Source organism: Sorangium sp. So ce836 (assembly GCF_028553905.1).
GTDB classification, from domain to species: Bacteria; Myxococcota_A; Polyangia; order Polyangiales; family Polyangiaceae; genus Sorangium; species Sorangium cellulosum_D.
In genome coordinates this window covers 10,439,229-10,456,661 of record NZ_CP102233.1, presented here as the reverse complement: position 1 = coordinate 10,456,661, position 17,433 = coordinate 10,439,229, and the positions used below count along the sequence as shown (strand labels likewise).

Below are 17,433 nucleotides of genomic sequence, written 5' to 3'. Positions count from 1 at the left end.
ACACACCGGGGTTCGGACCCCCCCGGAACGCTCCGCGGAGCGTCATTTCAGGCAAGATTGTGCCAAAAAACGCTCTGGATTGTGCGGTTGTGCGCCATTCGCCACCGGAAAGCGTCTGATTTTGTGCCAGCAGGGGGGTCCGGACCCCTCCGGACCGCAATGCACAGCGCCTGCGCGGGGTCCGGACCACGTCCGAACCGCAATGCACAGCGCCGGCGCGGGGTCGGGACCCCCTCCGAACCGCAAGTCGTATCGTCCAAGTCCGTCCTCCCAGCGCGCTCCACGGTCGTGACGCCGTCGGCCTGGACTGGCTTGCGGTAGTCCCACCGGACCGCGAGACTCGCAGCATGGACGGCATCGACCCGAACAACCCCGTGGTGCGGCTCTGCGCCGAGGGCATGCAGGCCGAAGCCGAGGGACGGAACGAGGACGCCCGGGTCCTGTTCGAGCGAGCATGGGCCGCGCGCACCGACGATTACGAGGCGTGCATCGCCGCCCACTACGTCGCCCGCCATCAGGGGAGCGACAAGGAAACGCTCGCGTGGAACCAGGAAGCCCTGCGCCGGACCGACGCCGTGGGCGGCGACCGGGCGCGCGGCTTCTATCCGTCGCTCCTCCTCAACCTGGGGCACTCGCACGAGGTGCTCGGCGACATGGCCGAGGCGCGCGCCTGCTACGAGCGCGCGGCGGCGCTGCTCCACGAGCTCCCCGCGGGGCCGTACGGCGACATGGTCAGGAACGCCGTGAAGCGCGCCCGCGGGCGGGTCGAGTAGCCCGCGCCCTTCCGCCCCGTGCGCTCACGGCGCCGCGGGGCGCTCACGGCGCCGGGGCGCTCTCCTGGGTCGGGGCGCCCTCCGGCGCCGGCGCATCCATGGCGCAGCGGAAGCCGATCCAGGCGTGCGCGGTCACCGGCGCCGCGGCGGTCCGGTACGTGGCGGAGAGCTTCTCCGGGCCGTCCAGGAAGCTCCCGCCGCGCACCACCTTCAGCGGGAACGACGGGTCGCCCTGCGGGTTCTCGCCGCCGGGCGGCGGGAAGACGAGGCCGTCCGAGACCCACTCGGACACGTTGCCGGCGAGATCGTAGACGCCCTCCGGGGTGCGATCGCTCGGGTGCGCGCCCGACGCGCAGGTCGCGACCTCGGTGCCGCGCGCGAGGCAGCCCTCGTTGCGGTCGTAGCAGGCGCGCTCGCACGTCGGCGCGTCGTCGCCCCAGACGTAGGCCCGCCCCGCAGCGCCGCGCGCCGCGACCTCCCACTCCGCCTCCGTGGGCAGCCGGCGGCCCCGGAAGCGGCAGTAGCTCTCGGCCTGGGAGTAGTCGACGCAGTTGATCGGGTGCCCGGTCGCGTTGCGCGGCTCGTTGCAGCGCCGCGACCACAGCTCGGCCTCCTGCTGGTCCTCGGACGCCGCCGGCGCCTGCACGCCCGGCAGGAGCTCGGGCGTCAGCGAGACGTGATCCGCGGTGGAGCACATGCGCTGCTGCATGCAGGCGCGGTAGGCGCGGACGGTCACCTCGTTGCGATCGATGTAGAACCCGCGGGTGAGCGTCACCTGGCGCGCCTCGCCCGCGGCGCCGATCGTGGTCGTGACCGGCCCGATGTAGACCATGTCGGCCGGCGGCGCGGTGGGCGCGGCGGGCGCGGCGGCCGACGCCTCGGTCGGGGCGCTCTCCGCCGGCGCGGCGGTGGCGACCGCCGTCGCCGCGCCCGCGGGGGCCGTCGCCACGGCGCGCCCGGTGGGCGACGCCTTCGCGGGGGCGCGCGCGGCCGGAGCCCGCGCCGGCTTCTTGCCGTCGGGCGCCAGCACCAGGAAGTACGCCGCGGCGCCGGCGCCGCCGAGCAGGAGCGCCGCGAGGAACCAGGGAAGCGCCGCGCGCACGGGGCTGCGGCCGCGCTGCGGCGGGGCGACGGGCGGCGCGGCATGGGGCGGGCCGCCGGCCGGGTATGGGGCGGCGCCGGGCAGCGCGGCGTGGGGCGGGCCGCCGGCCGGGTGCGGGGCGGCGCCGGGCGGCGGGGGCGGCGGGCGAGCCCCGGGGTATCCGGCGGGCGCGACCGTCTCGATCATGGAGTCGTCGACCTGCGCGGTCCGGGAGCCGCCCGTCGCCAGCGCGCCGGCGGCGGAGGCCGCGCCGGAGACGGCTGCCGCGCCGCCCGTGAAGCCGGCCGCGCCGCCGCTGCCGGCCGCGCCGCCCGTGAAGCCGGCCGCCCCGCCCGTCGGCGGCCCGCCGGCGCCGTGGCTCACCTTGACCACGGCGGGCCGCGCCGGGGCGGGCGCGCGCGCGTCGGCGAGCATCGTCGGCTCGACCGGCAGGCCGGCGTGACCGGCCGCCGCGCCGAGCCCGCGCGCGGCCGCGTACTCGGCCGTCGACAGGCCGCCCGCGTGCTCCGCGCCGGGGACGTCGAGCCTCGGGCCCGACCCGGCGCGCTCGCCGAGCGCCGCGGCCGAGAGCGCGTCCCAGAACTCGCCCGCGCTCGTGAAGCGGTGCTTCGGCTCGATGGAGAGCGCCTTGTCGAGCACGCGCTCGACCGCCTCCGGCGCGTCCGGCAGCCCGCGCGCGCGCAGCGTCGGGCGCACCGCCGGGTCGGCCGAGGCGATGTAGAGCTGCGTGGGGTCGTCCCCCTCGAGCGCGCGCCTGCCGCTCACGAGCTCGACGAAGATGAGCGCGAGCGCGAACACGTCGGTCCAGGGGCCGGTCGCGCCGCGGGCCTTGTTGAACTGCTCGGGCGCCCCGTAGCGCGGCGTGAACGCGCTCGGCCCCTGCCGGGTCGCCGCGAGCGCCTCGGTGAACGTGGGGTGATCGGCCAGCACCTTGGCGATGCCGAAGTCGAGCACCTTCAGCGTCCGCACCCCGCCGACGTCCGTGAGGAACAGGTTGGCCGGCTTCACGTCCCGGTGCGCGACCTTGTGCGCGTGCGCGACGGCGAGCGCGCGCGCGGCCGGCGAGAGCAGCTGGATCGCCTCGGCGATCGACATGCCGACCTCGCCCCGGTCGCGCCGGTCCCGGAGGTGCTGCCCGAGCGTCTGGCCCTCCAGCCACTCCAGCACGAGGTAGGGCACCCACACGCCGGCCCGGGTCGTGAACGCGCCGACGTCGAGCGCCTGCACGATGCCCGAGGTGGCCCGCGACAGCCGGTGCAGGATCCGCCCCTCGCCCCGCAGCGTCTCGAGCAGGGCGTCGCGCTGCTCCGCGTCGAGCGAGGTCGGCAGCTTCAGGCACTTGATGGCGATGAGCTCGCCGAAGCCCTCGTGGATCCCGCGGTAGACCACGCCGAACCCGCCGTCGCCGATGACGGCGGCGACGCGGTACTTCCCCTCGATGGTCTGGCCCGCGAGGCCGAAAGGATCGTCGAAGGGCTCCGTCATGCCCCGCTCCTAGCGCGGAGCCGCTCGCAGGCAAAGGGGCTTCAGCGCCGCGCGCGCCCGCCCGCGCCGTCCGCTCCGGTTCGTTGGTGCTGCTTGCATCCGGCGGCCCGCGGGGCCATGGCGGTCCTCATGAAGGCACCGCGCGCGCTCGTGATCCTGGCCGAGGGAGCTGAGGAGATGGAAACCACCATCATCGTCGATGTCCTCCGGCGCGCCGAGGTCGAGGTCGTCCTCGCCGGGCTCGACGGGCCGGGGCCGGTGCGCTGCAGCCGCGGCGTGCGCCTCGTGCCGGACGTGGATCTCTCGGCGGTGGCGGGCGACTTCGACGCCGTGATCCTCCCGGGCGGCAAGGGCGGGGCCGACCGGCTGGCCTCCTCGCCGGCCGTGGGGGAGCGCCTGCACGCGCAGGCGCACGCGGGCCGCACCGTCGCGGCGATCTGCGCGGCGCCGATCGCGCTCGCGGCGCACGGGCTCTTCCAGGGCAGGACGATGACGTGCCACCCGTCCGTGAACGACGTTGTGTCGGCGCACGGCGCGATCGTCGCGAGCCCGGTGGTCGAGGACGGGCAGCTCGTGACCAGCCAGGGGCCGGGCACCGCGATGGCGTTCGCGCTGGCGCTCGTCGAGCGCCTCCGCGGCCAGGAGGTCGCGGCGAAGGTGCGGGCGCCGATGATGCTGCCGTCCTGAGCGCGCGCGGCCCGCCGAGGAGGCCAAGACGAAGGCAGGGGCAGCGACTATGCCGCCTGCAAGTGCTCGATCAAGATCTTCACGCCGAGGCCGATGAGCACGAGGCCTCCCGCGACGTCGAGCCGCTTGCCGAGCATCGCTCCGAAGCGCCTCCCGGCGAAGAGGCCGATCGCGCTCAGGACCGCCGTCGTGATCCCGATGGTGGCCAGCGAGAGCGCGAGCGGTGCGTTCAACATCGGAAGCGTGAAGCCGATCGCGAGCGCATCGATGCTCGTCGCGATGGCGAGAACGAACATGACCTTCAAGGCGAACAGGTCCTTCGGCGCATCGTCGTCGTCGTCAGCGCTGGACCGCGCCTCCCACAGCATCTTGCCGCCGATGGCCCCGAGGAGCACGAAGGCGATCCAGTGATCCCACGCCTGTACCAGGGGCCCGACACGCGCACCGAGGAGCCACCCGATCAAGGGCATGAGCGCCTGAAACCCACCGAAGAAACCGGCGACGAGCGCGACGTGCCGGGCGCGAATCACGGGGACCGCAAGCCCCCGCGCGGCCGAGACCGCCGTCGCATCCATGGCCAGGCCGAGGGCGAGCAGCAGAATCGCGCCGAAGCTCACGACGCCACCGCCGACCCGGAGATGAGCCTCGATGATCCGCGCACGAGCTCGTCGAGGGCACCTCGCGCCAAGGTCGCCGTCTGGAGAGCCTCTGCACAGCCGAGGTCGCCATCGAGCGCCCGCTCCACGGCCTCCAGCCGGTCGCGGGTGCGTCGCGCGCGAGCAAAGCGCCTCTCCGTGTTCTCGATCGTGTGCACCCGGAGAGCGTAGGAGACCATGCCACGTGCCACAAGCGGGCAGGAGCTTGCTCAGCTCGGGGCGCCCGCGCGGTTCATGCAGATTCCTGATCCCTGAAGGGCGGCTCAGGTGTGCTATCCGCCGTGACCAATCCAGAATCCAGCGCTCACCTCCACCAGCTCCGATCTCCTCCGGCGCCTGGCCATGCCCTTCGCTGGCCGGACCGCCGGCCGGTTGAACTAGAATGGCGGCTAGCCGGCGCTTCAGGTGTGCGCCAGCGGCGGCGCCGGGGAGGAAAATGCGATGCGAGCGATGGTCATCCCCGCCTTCGGCGGGCCCGAGCTGTTCGAGCTGCGTGAGGTAGAGCGGCCCTCGCCCGGACCGGGCGAGGTCCTGGTGCGCGTCGTCGCGTCGGGCACGAACCCGGTCGACGCGAAGATCCGGGCCGCGGGGAGCTGGGCGCAGATCGCGCCGCCGGTGGTCCTCGGCTACGACGTGTCCGGGGTCGTCGAGGCGGTCGGCCCGGGCGTCCGCGGCTTCGACCCCGGCGACGAGGTCTTCTACACGCCGGAGATCTTCGGCAACCCGTCGGGGAGCTACGCCGAGTACAACGTGGCGCCCGCGTCGATCGTCGCCAGGAAGCCGCGCGGCATGTCGCACGTCGAGGCGGCCGCCATCCCGCTCGCGGGCGGCACCGCGTGGGAGGCGATCGTGCGCCGGCTCGCGGTGAAGCCCGGCGAGACGGTGCTCGTCCACGGCGGGGCGGGCGGCGTCGGCTCGTTCGCCGTGCAGTTCGCCCGCGCCTCGGGCGCCCGCGTGCTCGCCTCCGCGGGCGCGGCGAACCAGGAGACCCTGCGCGGGCTCGGCGTCGATCGCCCCATCGACTACACGTCCGAGGACCCGGCCGAGGTCGCCCTGCAGGAGACCGGCGGCGCCGGCGTCGACGCGGTCTTCGACACCGTGGGCGGAGACCTCGTCGCGAAGAGCCTGCGCGCGACGCGCCCGGGCGGCCGGCTCGCCTGCGTCCTCGCGCCGCAGGGCGACCTCTCCGCGCTCTACGTGAAGAACCAGACGCTCCACGGCATCTTCCTCACCCGGGAGACCGCGCGCCTCCGCGAGATGACGCCGCTCTTCGAGCGGGGGCTCGCGTTCCCCGTCGTCTCCGGCGTCCTGCCGCTCGAGCAGGTCGCCGAGGCGCACCGGCGCCTCGACTCGGGCCACGGCGCCGGCAAGCTGATCCTCTCGATCGCCAAGGGCTGAGCCGCCCGCGCCGAGCCGCCCGCGCCGAGCCGCCCGCGCCCCCGCGCCGACGACCGAGCCGCCCGCCCGGCACCCCGGGTCGCCCCCTCGGTCGGGGCGTTTGCGGGACCACAACCGCGCGCGGATGGCCTTATACTGCGCCGCGTGCTGCCGCTGCTCGCCCTGACCGTCGTCGTCGTGCTGTGCCTTGGCTACCGCTTCTACGGGAGGCTGGTCGCGCGCAACTACGCGCTCGACGACGCCGCGGTGACGCCCGCGGTCAAGGTGAACGACGGCGAGGACTACGTGCCCACCAAGCCGTTCTACCTCTTCGGCCAGCACTTCAGCGCCATCGCCGCCGCCGGGCCGATCGCCGGCCCGATCCTCGCCGGCCAGGCGTTCGGGTGGCTGCCGTGCGTGCTCTGGATCTCGCTCGGCGTCGTGTTCATCGGCGCGGTGCACGACTTCTCCGCGCTCATCGCGAGCGTCCGCCACGAGGCCGAGAGCGTCGCCGAGATCGCGAAGCGGCACATCGGCCGGCGCGCCTGGCTGTCGATGATGATCTTCATCTGGCTCGCGCTCGCCTACGTGATCGTCGCCTTCACGGACATCACGGCGAGCACCTTCGTCGGCAAGACCGAGGAGTTCGAGGGCGGCGCGTTCCAGTTCAACCCCGGCGGCGCCGTCGCGGCGGCGAGCGCCGCCTACCTCGGCCTCTCCCTCGTCATGGGCGTGGTCGAGCGGTACCTCAAGCCGCCGCTCTGGCTCACCACGCTGATCTTCGTCCCCGCGACGCTCGGCGTCGTCTGGCTCGGCACGAAGATCTCGACCGCGTTCGTGCTGCCGGTCGACAACCCGCAGCGCGCGTTCGGCCTCATCATCCTCGTCTACTGCTTCGTGGCCTCGCTCCTGCCGGTCTGGCTGCTCCTCCAGCCGCGCGGCTACCTGGGCGGGTTCATCCTGTACGTGGCGCTCGCGGTCGGCGTGATCGGGATCTTCTTCGGGAACCTCCGGTACCCGGGGGAGTTCGAGCTGCGGCAGCCCGCGTTCACCACGTGGAACGCCGGCGGCGCGACCGGCATGCTGTTCCCGTTCCTGTTCGTCACCATCGCCTGCGGCGCCTGCTCCGGCTTCCACGGGCTCGTCTGCTCGGGGACGACGTCGAAGCAGATCTCGAAGGAGACGCACACCCACTCGGTGGGCTACGGCGCGATGCTGGCCGAGGCGTTCGTCGCGCTGATCGCGCTCGCGACGCTGGTCATCGTGGCCCAGGGGACGAAGCTGCCCGGGCCGGGCAAGATCTACGGCGACGGGATCGGCAGGTTCCTCACCGTGATCATCGGCAAGGAGCACTTCCTCTTCGCCGCGACGTTCGGCGCGATGGCGTTCTCCACCTTCGTGTTCGACACGCTGGACGTCTCGACTCGCCTCAGCCGCTACATCCTCGAGGAGCTGTTCAACTGGAGGGGGAGGGCGGCGTCCGCGGCGGCGACCGCGCTCTCGCTGGCGCCGCCCACGCTGTTCATCATGACCGCGCGCCCGCCCGCGCCCGGCGTGCGGCCCGCGTACCTCGACTTCTGGACGCTGTTCGGCACGAGCAACCAGCTGCTCGCGGCCCTGACGCTCCTCGCGGTCACGGTCTGGCTGCACCGCGAGAAGCGGCGCATCTGGTACACGGCGGTCCCGATGGTGTTCGTCATGGCGATCACGGTGTGGGCCCTCGTCCTGCAGGTGCGGACCGCGGTCACCGCCGTGCAGGCCGAGGGGCTCGCGCTGAACGCGACGACGATGAACGGCGTCGTGGGGCTCGCGCTGATCGGGCTCGCGCTGTCGCTGATGGTCGAGGCGGTGAAGGCGATGAAGAACGGCCCGGCCGCCGAGCCGGCGCCCGGCTAGAGCGGCGGTCACCCGCTTCGGATACGGGCCCATCTCGACGTTTTCGGTGCTCAGCGCACCGGAGTGCGCTTCCGCGCCGAAAACGCCGATCTGGACCCGTCTCCTGTGCGGGTGACCGCCGCTCTGCGACGCGCGTACGAGGGGTGGGGGGGAACCGCTCTGGCGATCACCCGGTCGCGGCGCGCGCCCGCAGGCGCTGCTCGGCCAGCCGCTCGGCGGCGACGGCCGGCGGCGCGCCGTCGGCCGCCGCCATCTCGAGCACGCGGAGGACCGTGTCGTGGATCGCGTGGACGCGCCGCTCGACCTCGGCGCGGGACCAGCCGAAGAGATCCGCGCCGCCGCTCAGCACGCCGCCCGCGTTGGCCACGACGTCGGGCACGTAGAGGACGCCGCGCGCCGCGAGCGCCTCGCCGTGGCGCGGCTCGAGGAGCTGGTTGTTGGCGGCGCCGGCGACGATCTCCGCCCTGAGCTCCCGCACGGCGCGGTCGTCGAGGACGCCGCCGAGCGCGCAGGGGGCGAAGATGTCGGCCTGGGCCGAGGCGATCGCGTCCGGCGGCACGACCGTGGCCCCGAGCTCGGCGGCGACGTGGCGGGCGCGATCCGGCGCGACGTCCGCGACGAGGAGCCGCGCGCCGGCCCGGCGCAGCTCCGCCGCGAGCCGGCCGCCGACGCTGCCGCAGCCCTGGAGCGCGACGGTCCGGCCCGCGAGGTCGTCGCTGCCCCAGCGGTGGCGGGCCGCGGCCTGGATCGCGCGGAGCACGCCGCGCGCGGTCCACGGGGACGGGTCGCCCCCCTCGCCGGCGAGGCCCTTGACGTGGCGCGTCTCGCGCCGGATGAGCTCCATGTCCGCGGGGGTGGTGCCCACGTCCTCGCCGGTGATGAACCTGCCGCCGAGGCGCTCGATGAAGCGCCCGTGCGCGCGGAAGAGCCGCTCCCGGTCGAGCGGCCCCGCGCCGCGGAGGATGACCGCCTTGCCGCCGCCGACGTCCATCCCGGCGAGGGCGTTTTTGGTGGTCATGCCGCGCGACAGGCGCAGCGCGTCCACCAGGGCCTCCTCGTCGCTCGCGTAGGCGAGGAGCCGGGTGCCGCCGAGCGCCGGGCCCAGCGCGGTGCTGTGGATCGCGATGATCGCGCGGTAGCCCGCGGGCTCGTCCGCGCAGAACAGCACCTGCTCGTGGCCCATGGCGGCGAGGGTGTCGAACACGCTCTTCATGGCGCGCCGAGCGTACCACCGCGCGGGGCGCCGGGGGCGGCCGGGCGCCGCGGGCGCCGCCCGCCCTCCAGGTCCGAAAAGCGCCAGTGGCGCGGCGGCGCCCGCGCTACGACGCTCCGCATGCGGCTCGACGAGGAGGCTTGCTATCGCGCGCTCGAGACCCGCGACCGTCGCTTCGACGGCCGCTTCTTCACGGGCGTGCTGTCGACGGGCATCTACTGCCGCCCGATCTGCCCGGCGCGGACGCCGAAGCGGGAGCGCTGCGTCTTCTTCCCCTCGGCGGCGGCCGCGCAGGAGGCCGGCTACCGCCCGTGCCTGCGCTGCCGCCCCGAGGCGTCGCCCGGGACGCCCGCGTGGCTGGGCACGTCGGCGCTCGTCTCGCGGGCGCTCCGGCTCATCGCCGAGGGCGCGCTGGACGACGCGGACGCCCCGGCGCTCGCGGCGCGGCTCGGCGTGGGCGAGCGCCACCTCCGGCGGCTCTTCCTGCGGCACGTCGGCGCCCCCCCGCTCGCCGTGGCGCAGACGCGGCGCCTGCTCTTCGCGAAGAAGCTCCTCGACGAGACCGCCCTCTCGATGACCGAGGTGGCGCTCTCGTCGGGGTTCTCGAGCGTCCGCCGCTTCAACGACGCGATCCGCGCGACCTACGCCCGCACGCCGCGCGAGCTGCGCACGGCCGCCTCGAAGCGGGGCGGGGGGGCGGCGGGCGGCGCGCCGGACATCGCGCTCCGCCTCCCGTTCCGCCCGCCGCTCGACTGGGGCGCGCTCGCGGGCTTCCTCGGGGCACGCGCGATCCCCGGCGTGGAGTCGGCCGGCCCCGGCGTGTACCGCCGCACGGTGCGCGTGGCCGGCGGGCACGGCGTCGTCGAGGTGCGCCCGGCGCCCGGCGAGCCTCACCTCCTCGCGCGGCTGCGGCTGCCCGGCACCGAGGGGCTCATCCACTGCGCGGAGCGCCTGCGGCGGCTGTTCGATCTCGGCGCCGATCCCGACGCGATCGCCGCGCACCTCCGGGCCGACCCGCGGCTCGCCCCCCTCGTCGCGGCGACGCCGGGCGTGCGCGTGCCGGGCGCGTGGGACGGCTTCGAGCTCGCGGTGCGGGCGATCCTGGGCCAGCAGGTGAGCGTCCGCGCCGCGACGCAGCTCGCGGGCCGCCTGGTCGAGCGGCACGGCGAGCCGCTCGCGGCGCGCGGCGGCCTGCCCGAGGGCGCCGAGGGGCTCCGCTTCGTCTTTCCGTCGCCCGAGGCGCTCGCGGCGGCCGATCTGACGGACCTCGGCGTGCCGCGCGCGCGGGCGGCGACGATCACCGCGCTCGCGGCGCGCGTGGCCCGCGGCGAGGTCGCGCTCGACGCCTCGCGCGGCCTGGACGAGACCGTGCGCGCGCTCTGCGCGGTGCCGGGCATCGGCGCGTGGACCGCGCACTACATCGCGATGCGGGCGCTGCGCGAGCCGGACGCGTTCCCGGCCACGGATCTCGGCCTGCGGCGCGCGCCCGGCGGCGTCTCCGGCGCGGATCTCCTGGCCATGGCGGAGGCGTGGCGGCCGTGGCGCGCCTACGCGGCGATGCTCTTGTGGACGGCGGACGCGCAGGGAGCGCGGCCCGCGGAGAGGGAGAACTCGAATGGATCTCTTGCTGGATGAGGTCGAGTCGCCGCTCGGGGCCATGCTCCTCGCGGCCGGCGGCGGCGCGGTCCACGCGCTCGAGTTCGCGGATCGCGCGCCTCGCCTCCGCGCCTCGCTCGAGGCGCGCTACGGCGCGGTCGCGCTGCGCAGCGCCGCGGATCCACACGGCCTCTCCGGCCGGCTGAGGGCCTACTGGCGCGGCGATCTCGGCGCGCTCTCGGGCGTGGCGGTCGAGCCGGGCGGCACGCCGTTCCAGCGCCGCGTCTGGGCGGAGGTGCAGCGCATTCTCCCCGGCGCGACGCGCTCCTACGGCGAGGTCGCGGCGCTCCTCGGCCAGCCGTCGGCGTCGCGCGCGGTGGGCCTGGCGAACGGCAGGAACCCGGTCTGCCTGATCATCCCCTGCCACCGCGTCGTGGGCGCCCGTGGCGAGCTCACGGGCTACGCGGGCGGACTCGAGCGGAAGCGGTGGCTGCTCGCGCACGAGGGAGCGTCAGGGGAAGCAGGAGCGCGGCTCCTCTGCCACTAGGAAGAAGCCGCACTCCGTCGAGTCGGAGCAGCTATAAAACGCATCGAGCTCCTCGCCGCATTGGGCCTCGCAAAATTTGTCGATGACCCCGCGGCAGCGCTCCACGACGCAGCAAGACGCCACAGACAGGCTCCGCTGGCACATCCGCGACGTGCAGGCCTGGACCTGATGGTCGACGCAGGCTTCGCAGTCGAACAGCGCACCGCGGAACTCGCGGGGAGCCGTGGTGTCCGCTTCGAAGCAGTCGTCGACGCACGAGCTCACCGTGCACGCATCGATGCACGGCTCCGTGTCGGCCGAGCACCGCGGGAGGTGGGTGTCCGGCAGCGCCTCGATCGGCTCCGCGCACGCCTTCACGACGCACGTGCCGCCCTCTCCGCACTCGCTGAGATCGTCCCGGCAGCTCACGCCGTCGCAGCAGCGCTCGCCGACCCTGCCGCACGCCGTGCAGACGCCATCGATGCAGTCCATCTCGTCGCACGCCTCGCCGCACGCGCCGCAGTGGCGCTCGTCCTGGGAGAGGTCGACGCACGTGGACCCGCACAGCGCGAGGCCGTCCTCGCACGTGCACTGCCCGCCCACGCAGGTCGTGTCCGCGGGGCACGACGCCCCGCAGGCGCCGCAGTTCTCCGGATCGGACTGAACGTCGATGCAGTGAAACCCCGAGGCGGACTCGCGCGGACAGTAACCCTTCCCGGCCGGACACTCGCAGCGCCCGCTCACGCAGCGCGCATCGTCGGCGCCGCAGAGGGCGCTGTCCTTGCCCTCGTCGGCCACGCCGTCGCAGTTGTTGTCGGCGCCGTCGCACAGCTCGGCGAGCGCCGGGGCGTTCCGCGGATTGTCATCGTCGCAGTCCGCGCCGCCGCAGATCACGGGCAGCGCGCCGTCCCCATCGCCGTCGAGCCCCTCGAAGACGCACTGCCGGAGCGACTCGTCGCAGCGCTCTGCCTGGGTGCACGGATCCGCGTCCGCGCAGTCGGCCGACGTCGCGCACGCCTTGTCGATGACGCAGGCGCCCCTCACCCGATCACAGCGCCCGCCCGGACAGCGGGTGTCGTCCGCCTCCGACTCGCACCGACCGCCGATGCAGCGATCGACCGTACAGGGGATGCCGTCCGCGCAGTCCTGCGCGCTCTCGCAGGGATCGCCTGACCCTTGCTGCGGGGCGCTACGATTACAGCTCGCGAGGAGGAGCGCCGTCGACGCGACCAGCGAGGACAGACAAAAGAGAAAGGCGATACGGCGTTTTAGCAGGGAGGTTTTCATGAGGGCGCGCCTTCGAGAATAGAGCTCGACCGCGACCTCCCCACAAGCCGAGCGCCGCTTTGCGACGGCGCGCCTCGAGGAGCGCCCCCACCTACTGCTTCTTCGCCCCGAGCAGCGCCGCGATCGTCGGATAGTCGCTGTCCTCCACCGCCCCCTGGATCACGCACGTCACCTGCCCGCTGGGCGACGCGATCGCGTGGATCGGCAGCTCGGTCGCCTCCTTGACGCCGAGCGCCCGCAGCCACCCCGCCCGATGGGGCCCGTCCGGCAGCCAGTACGAGGCGCGCACCCCGTTGCCCGGCTGCGCCTCCAGGAACCGCGACAGCTGCCGCTCGTCGTCGTCGATCGAGATGAACGCCAGATCGATGAGCACGCCGGACGCCCGCAGCTTCTGTTGCCACCCGAGCAGCCGCGGCATCTCCTCCAGGCACGGCTTGCACCACGCCGCCCAGAAGTTCACCCACACCCACTTGCCGACGCCGAACCCGATGCTCGCCGGCGGCGCCTCCTCCCCCTGGGCCGCGACCGCCGTGAGCCCCCCCGCCGAGGGCGCCGGCCGCGGCGACTGCCCCGCGCACAGGAGCCGCGGCGCCGCCTGCGCGGCCGGCGCCGCCGCGCTCGCGGGCGCCCTCGCGCTCGTCGCCGCGGCGCCGCCCGGCGCCGTCACCGCGTTGCTCCGCCCCTGGCCTGGCGTCGGCGGCGTCGGCAGATCCGCCTTGTCCCCCTCGCACCCGCCCGCGAGCCCCGCGGCCGCGGCGAGGGCGACGAGCGCGCCGATCCTCCTCGCGGCGCTCACAGCTGGCAGTCCACCCAGGAGACGAACGCGCTCCGGTTGATGGCCTCTGCCGTACATGCCTTGTCCTTGCGCGAGACGTTCCATTGGCAGTATTCCGCGCCGAGCTGGGCGAACTCGTTCCCGAGCCACAGCATCCCGACCTTCTTGTCCAGGTCCTGCTCCTTGAACTTGTCGGAGATGTCGAAGAGCACGCTGTTCGCGCGCTTGTGCGAGAGCGTCCGGTTGAACTCCGGCGTCCCCGTCTTCGACGCCCGGGCGACGATGAAGAAGTAGCGCGCCCCGCGCCGATCGAGCCACATCTCCTCGATCATCTTCTTCGCCCCGTCGTCGAGCTTCTCCGACGCGTCGTCGAACATCACGACCCCGCCGCGCTGCTTCAGCGGCGTGAAGAGCGCGTTGAAGTCGTCGTCGCTGATCGACGCGAGCGTCTTCACGTCGGCCGGCTGGCACCCGCGCCGCGCCTCGGCCCCGACCAGGCCGCACGCGTTGAGCACCCGCTGCAGCACCGTCTTGAACGCCGGCGTGCAGTAGGGCGCCTCGGCGTCGTTGGCGATGGCCACCGCCGGCCTCACCGCCTCGGCCACCCCCGTCCTCAGGCGCTGCGACGCGGCCTGCACCTCTCCGTGCACCGTCACGCCCGACGCGACGAGCAGCGCGCACCCGGCCACGATCCCGATGACCCCTGCGCCCCTCATGACCACCTCACCTCGTCCGGAGGGCCGGCGCGAGCTGCCTTATGGCATACGACAGCCCGATATCCGTGTCCTCGTCACAGAGCCGCGTCGTGCCCAGGAACATCTGCGGCGTCGACACGGGAAGCTTGTTGTCCACGATGAACCGGAGCATCCGGTTCAGCCGCAGCGACGTCTCCTTCGAGTCCATGCACGCGTCGAGCCCCGGCCAGCGCTGCCGGATCGCCGCCTGCACGTTGGCGGTGCCGGCCCCCGCCTTCGCCCCCTCCAGGAGCTCCTCCTGGTTGTCGTAGGCCCACTCGAGCACATCCATCGCCCGGTGATCGCTGCAGAGGATCGCCTTGGAGAGGAGGCACGCGCCCGGGTGCACCGGCCGGTCGAGCATCCAGTTGCACTCGCTGTCGAGCGGGAACAGCACCAGCGTCACGTCGAGCTTGTCGAACACCCCCTCGGACACGAGCCGCTGGTGGAACGCCTTGCACGTCGGGCAGAGCGGATCGACGAAGATCGTCGCCGGCTGCACCGCGCCCGGGTGCTTCACCTGGAGCAGCGCGCCGTTCGGCTCGGTCGGCTTCTCCAGCTTGCCGCAGCCGGTCAGGTAGCTCGCGTAGCTCGGCAGCGCGCTCGCGTAGAGCAGCGCCGGCGTCACCGTGCACACGCCGAGCGCGACGAGCCACCCCGGCAGCAGCAGCTTCGAGCCCATGCGGCGCGCGGGGGCGGGCGCGGCGGGCGCCCCGGCCGGCGCGTCGACGCCGAGGGGCGCCATCGGCACCGTGGGCCCCACCCCGGCCGCCCCGGCCGGCCGCGGCGTCGCGCTGGACCAGGCCGCGGCGCGCGCCGCCCTGCGGTCCTCGACGAACGCCCAGACCCCGCCGGCCGCGAGCAGCGCCGACGAGACGTACATCCCGACGCACGTCTTGCAGAACACCCCGAGGCGCAGCGCCGAGATGAGCGCCATCATGAGCGACACCGCGAGCGGCGTGAGGCCCGCGACGAACAGGAAGTGCGCCGCGCGCCGCGGCGCGTGCTGGCCCGAGAGCAGCACGTAGAGCGCGAACGCCGCGAAGAACGCGAACGCGCCCAGCGCGAACAGCGAGATCGGGATACCGCCCCAGAAGCTCTCGCGGAACAGCGCGGAGTAGGGGCTGTACATCGCCACGCGGCACGCCGTGTCGGCCCCCGACTGCGCGCCGAGGCCGGGGATGAAGCTGCAGTGCAGGTCGTGGACCTGCCGGTCGAGGTGCCGGATGTAGTCGAACGTCGACGAGGCGCTGAACGCCAGTCCCAGGAGCGACCCGCTGAGCGCGAGCGCCGCAGGCCCGCGAGGACTACGACTGCCTGACATGGCCGAGTGGATTACGCGACGTCGGGCAACGCGTCAAATCGAGGACGTCCGCGCGTACGGGCGCCTCCCGACGGCGCGCGGCGCATGACGCGCGGCGCGAGCGCATCGTTCTGCGGGCCCGCCGGCCGCGGGCCCGCCGGCCGCGGGCCCGCCGGCCGCGGGCCCGCCGGGGCGCGCGCCGCGCTGAGCCCGCCGGCTCAGCGGTCCGCCGCGCGCTCCTCGGCGAGGAGGAGCGTCGTCGAGAACCGCCCGACCGGATCGATCCACTGCTGATGACAGCGGAACCCCGCGCGCTCCCCCATGCGCACCACCTCGTCCGGGGTGTACTTGTACGAGCTCTCTGTCCAGATCGATTCGCCCTCGTCGAAGGCGACCTCGAGATCGAGCGCGCCCAGGCGGATCGACTGCCGCCTGCGGCTGACGAGGTGCATCTCGACGCGCGAGGCCTCCGCGTTCCACGCCGCGCGGTGATCGAACGAGCGGAGGTCGAACGTCGCGCCGAGCTCCCGGTTGATGCGCGCGAGCAGGTTCTTGTTGAAGGCCGCGGTGACGCCGAGCGGATCGTCGTACGCGAGCACCAGATCCGCCGCGGGCTTCACGAGGTCGGCGCCGAGCAGCAGCCCGTCCCCGGCGCGGAGCGCGCCGCGCACCCCCGCGAGGAACGCCGCCGCGGCCGCCGGGGCCAGGTTGCCGATGTTCGAGCCGAGGAACAGCACGAGCACCGCGCCCCCGTCGCCCCGCGCGTCGACCGCGCGCCGCGCCGCCGCGCGGGCCAGGCCCTCCTCGTACCTCGCCCGGTGGGCCGACGCCTCCACGCGCGGCAGGCGGCCCAGGGTCCGGCGCGAGAGGTCGAGCGCCGTCTCCGAGACGTCCACGAGGTGCACGCAGAGGCGAGGCGCCCGCTTGCAGAGCGGCGCCGCCAGCAGGGCGAGCTTCTCCCCGCTGCCGCAGCCGAGCTCGACGATCGAGGCGCCGGCCCCGAACGGCGCGACCATCTCCTCGGCATGCCGCTCGAGCAACGCCCGCTCCGCGCGCGTCAGCGGATACCAGGGGAGCTGACAGATCGCCTCGAAGAGGTGCGAGCCGAGCGCATCGTAAAAATACTCCGGCGAGAGGTGCTTCGGCGACGCCTTCAGGCCCGACCGGACATCCGCCATGAAACGGTCGAGCGAGTCTGTCGTGTGCATCACAGAACCTTACCCGCGGACCTCCGAGAGAGCCCCTCGAAATCCATGGAGGTCCAACGATTTTCAAAGCCACCACCCGCTCGTCCATTCCCGCGAGCATTCCCGCGAGCGTTCCCGCGAGCCGCCCCATTTTCTCGGCTTCGTCACGGCCGTTGCCCACGCGATCGGCCGCTGCTAGGGAGCTGCCCTCGGGGATCCGGGATCCCAGAGCCAACTCCGATGACGACCTCTGCACCTGGCGCGGCGAGCGGCGCGCCCCATCCTGTGAAGCTTGGTCCGTTCGACGCCGAGTTCCTCGCGGACCTGCCCTACGACCCGTCGGTCCTCTTCTTCGACGAGCTCCTCGAGGTGGACGCCGAGAGGAGCCTGGTGCGCTGCCGCATGCCGACCGACCGCCCGATGCCGCTCGTCGACGCGCAGCGGGCGCACCCGCTGCTGCACCCGCGCCACGTCGCCGGCGCGATCATGGTGCACGCGACGGGGATGCTCGGCTTCGTGCACGCCTACCACCTGCTCGGCCTGCGGCACCGCGAGGGCTGGATCGGTTATGGCACCAACATCCACCGGGTCGTCTTTCGCAAGCTCGTCCAGCCGGGCGCGCCCATCGAGGCGACGTGCGTGGCGACGCGCTCCCGCCTCGGCCAGAAGCGGCACATGATCCGCTATTCGTTCGAGTTCCGGCACGAAGGCAGCGTCTGCTACGAGGGCGATCAGACGGCCGTGTGGATGCGCGTGCAGGACGTTCAAGCCATGGATTCCCGACCCGCGCTCGAGGAGCTCGAGCGATCCCTCGCTTGACCCGCGCGTTCGGCTCG

16 protein-coding genes are annotated in these 17,433 nt (G+C 73.9%); 7 read left to right on the top strand and 9 right to left on the bottom strand.

What is annotated here, in order from left to right:
* Positions 1-347: 347 nt before the first annotated feature.
* Positions 348-773, top strand: a complete 426-nt coding sequence (locus NQZ70_RS38090) for a tetratricopeptide repeat protein (protein WP_129578612.1) — start codon at positions 348-350, stop codon at positions 771-773.
* Between the two features lie 43 nt (positions 774-816).
* Here NQZ70_RS38090 and NQZ70_RS38085 read toward each other — a convergent pair whose 3' ends face one another.
* Entirely contained in the window at positions 817-3,360 is a 2,544-nt protein-coding gene (locus NQZ70_RS38085; protein WP_129578611.1) for a bifunctional serine/threonine-protein kinase/formylglycine-generating enzyme family protein, read from the bottom strand.
* Positions 3,361-3,489: 129 nt separating this feature from the next.
* Here NQZ70_RS38085 and NQZ70_RS38080 point away from each other — a divergent pair, with 129 nt between their 5' ends.
* Entirely contained in the window at positions 3,490-4,047 is a 558-nt protein-coding gene (locus tag NQZ70_RS38080) for a DJ-1 family glyoxalase III (RefSeq protein ID WP_237244401.1), read from the top strand.
* Between the two features lie 47 nt (positions 4,048-4,094).
* Here NQZ70_RS38080 and NQZ70_RS38075 read toward each other — a convergent pair whose 3' ends face one another.
* Together NQZ70_RS38075 and NQZ70_RS38070 are read right to left on the bottom strand one after the other, a co-directional pair.
* Positions 4,095-4,664 carry a manganese efflux pump MntP family protein gene (locus NQZ70_RS38075; RefSeq protein ID WP_129578609.1) on the bottom strand — a complete coding sequence of 190 codons (570 nt, stop codon included), beginning with the start codon at positions 4,662-4,664 and terminating at the stop codon, positions 4,095-4,097.
* Complete coding sequence (locus NQZ70_RS38070; protein WP_129578608.1) at positions 4,661-4,882, bottom strand: hypothetical protein; 222 nt, start codon at positions 4,880-4,882, stop codon at positions 4,661-4,663. The genes NQZ70_RS38075 and NQZ70_RS38070 overlap by 4 nt, the downstream gene beginning before the upstream one ends.
* 262 nt (positions 4,883-5,144) lie before the next feature.
* Between NQZ70_RS38070 and NQZ70_RS38065 the strand changes: the two genes are divergently transcribed.
* A complete protein-coding gene (locus NQZ70_RS38065) occupies positions 5,145-6,101 on the top strand; it encodes a zinc-dependent alcohol dehydrogenase family protein (RefSeq protein ID WP_129578607.1) in 957 nt (318 codons plus the stop codon).
* 144 nt (positions 6,102-6,245) lie between these two features.
* The gene (locus NQZ70_RS38060; protein WP_129578606.1) at positions 6,246-7,976 is read left to right on the top strand and encodes a carbon starvation protein A; all 1,731 of its coding nucleotides are present in this window, start codon (positions 6,246-6,248) and stop codon (positions 7,974-7,976) included.
* A gap of 166 nt (positions 7,977-8,142) precedes the next feature.
* On the opposite strand, the gene NQZ70_RS38055 is transcribed toward NQZ70_RS38060, so the two are convergent.
* The gene (locus tag NQZ70_RS38055) at positions 8,143-9,189 is read right to left on the bottom strand and encodes a Glu/Leu/Phe/Val dehydrogenase dimerization domain-containing protein (RefSeq protein WP_129578605.1); all 1,047 of its coding nucleotides are present in this window, start codon (positions 9,187-9,189) and stop codon (positions 8,143-8,145) included.
* Between the two features lie 120 nt (positions 9,190-9,309).
* Between NQZ70_RS38055 and NQZ70_RS38050 the strand changes: the two genes are divergently transcribed.
* Both NQZ70_RS38050 and NQZ70_RS38045 read left to right on the top strand, forming a co-directional pair.
* Complete coding sequence (locus tag NQZ70_RS38050; protein ID WP_129578604.1) at positions 9,310-10,824, top strand: AlkA N-terminal domain-containing protein; 1,515 nt, start codon at positions 9,310-9,312, stop codon at positions 10,822-10,824.
* Positions 10,805-11,332: a methylated-DNA--[protein]-cysteine S-methyltransferase gene (locus tag NQZ70_RS38045; RefSeq protein WP_129578603.1), complete on the top strand. Its 528-nt coding sequence runs from the start codon at positions 10,805-10,807 to the stop codon at positions 11,330-11,332. The genes NQZ70_RS38050 and NQZ70_RS38045 overlap by 20 nt, the downstream gene beginning before the upstream one ends.
* Here the strand turns inward: NQZ70_RS38045 and NQZ70_RS38040 are convergent.
* The 5 genes from NQZ70_RS38040 to egtD all read right to left on the bottom strand — a co-directional run bounded on the left by NQZ70_RS38040 (position 11,297) and on the right by egtD (position 16,618).
* Entirely contained in the window at positions 11,297-12,598 is a 1,302-nt protein-coding gene (locus NQZ70_RS38040) for a MopE-related protein (RefSeq protein ID WP_129578602.1), read from the bottom strand. The two genes, NQZ70_RS38045 and NQZ70_RS38040, sit on opposite strands and share 36 nt — an antisense overlap.
* A 91-nt stretch (positions 12,599-12,689) precedes the next feature.
* The gene (locus tag NQZ70_RS38035; protein ID WP_237244400.1) at positions 12,690-13,394 is read right to left on the bottom strand and encodes a TlpA disulfide reductase family protein; all 705 of its coding nucleotides are present in this window, start codon (positions 13,392-13,394) and stop codon (positions 12,690-12,692) included.
* Positions 13,391-14,089: a hypothetical protein gene (locus tag NQZ70_RS38030; protein ID WP_129578600.1), complete on the bottom strand. Its 699-nt coding sequence runs from the start codon at positions 14,087-14,089 to the stop codon at positions 13,391-13,393. Before NQZ70_RS38030 ends, NQZ70_RS38035 begins: the two co-directional genes overlap by 4 nt.
* A gap of 7 nt (positions 14,090-14,096) precedes the next feature.
* Positions 14,097-15,431, bottom strand: a complete 1,335-nt coding sequence (locus NQZ70_RS38025) for a vitamin K epoxide reductase family protein (protein ID WP_129578599.1) — start codon at positions 15,429-15,431, stop codon at positions 14,097-14,099.
* Between the two features lie 197 nt (positions 15,432-15,628).
* Positions 15,629-16,618 carry an L-histidine N(alpha)-methyltransferase gene (gene egtD, locus NQZ70_RS38020; protein ID WP_129578598.1) on the bottom strand — a complete coding sequence of 330 codons (990 nt, stop codon included), beginning with the start codon at positions 16,616-16,618 and terminating at the stop codon, positions 15,629-15,631.
* 219 nt (positions 16,619-16,837) lie between these two features.
* Here egtD and NQZ70_RS38015 point away from each other — a divergent pair, with 219 nt between their 5' ends.
* Positions 16,838-17,416 (top strand): hypothetical protein, encoded by a 579-nt coding sequence (locus tag NQZ70_RS38015; protein ID WP_129578597.1) that lies wholly within the window; start codon positions 16,838-16,840, stop codon positions 17,414-17,416.
* Positions 17,417-17,433: the final 17 nt, after the last annotated feature.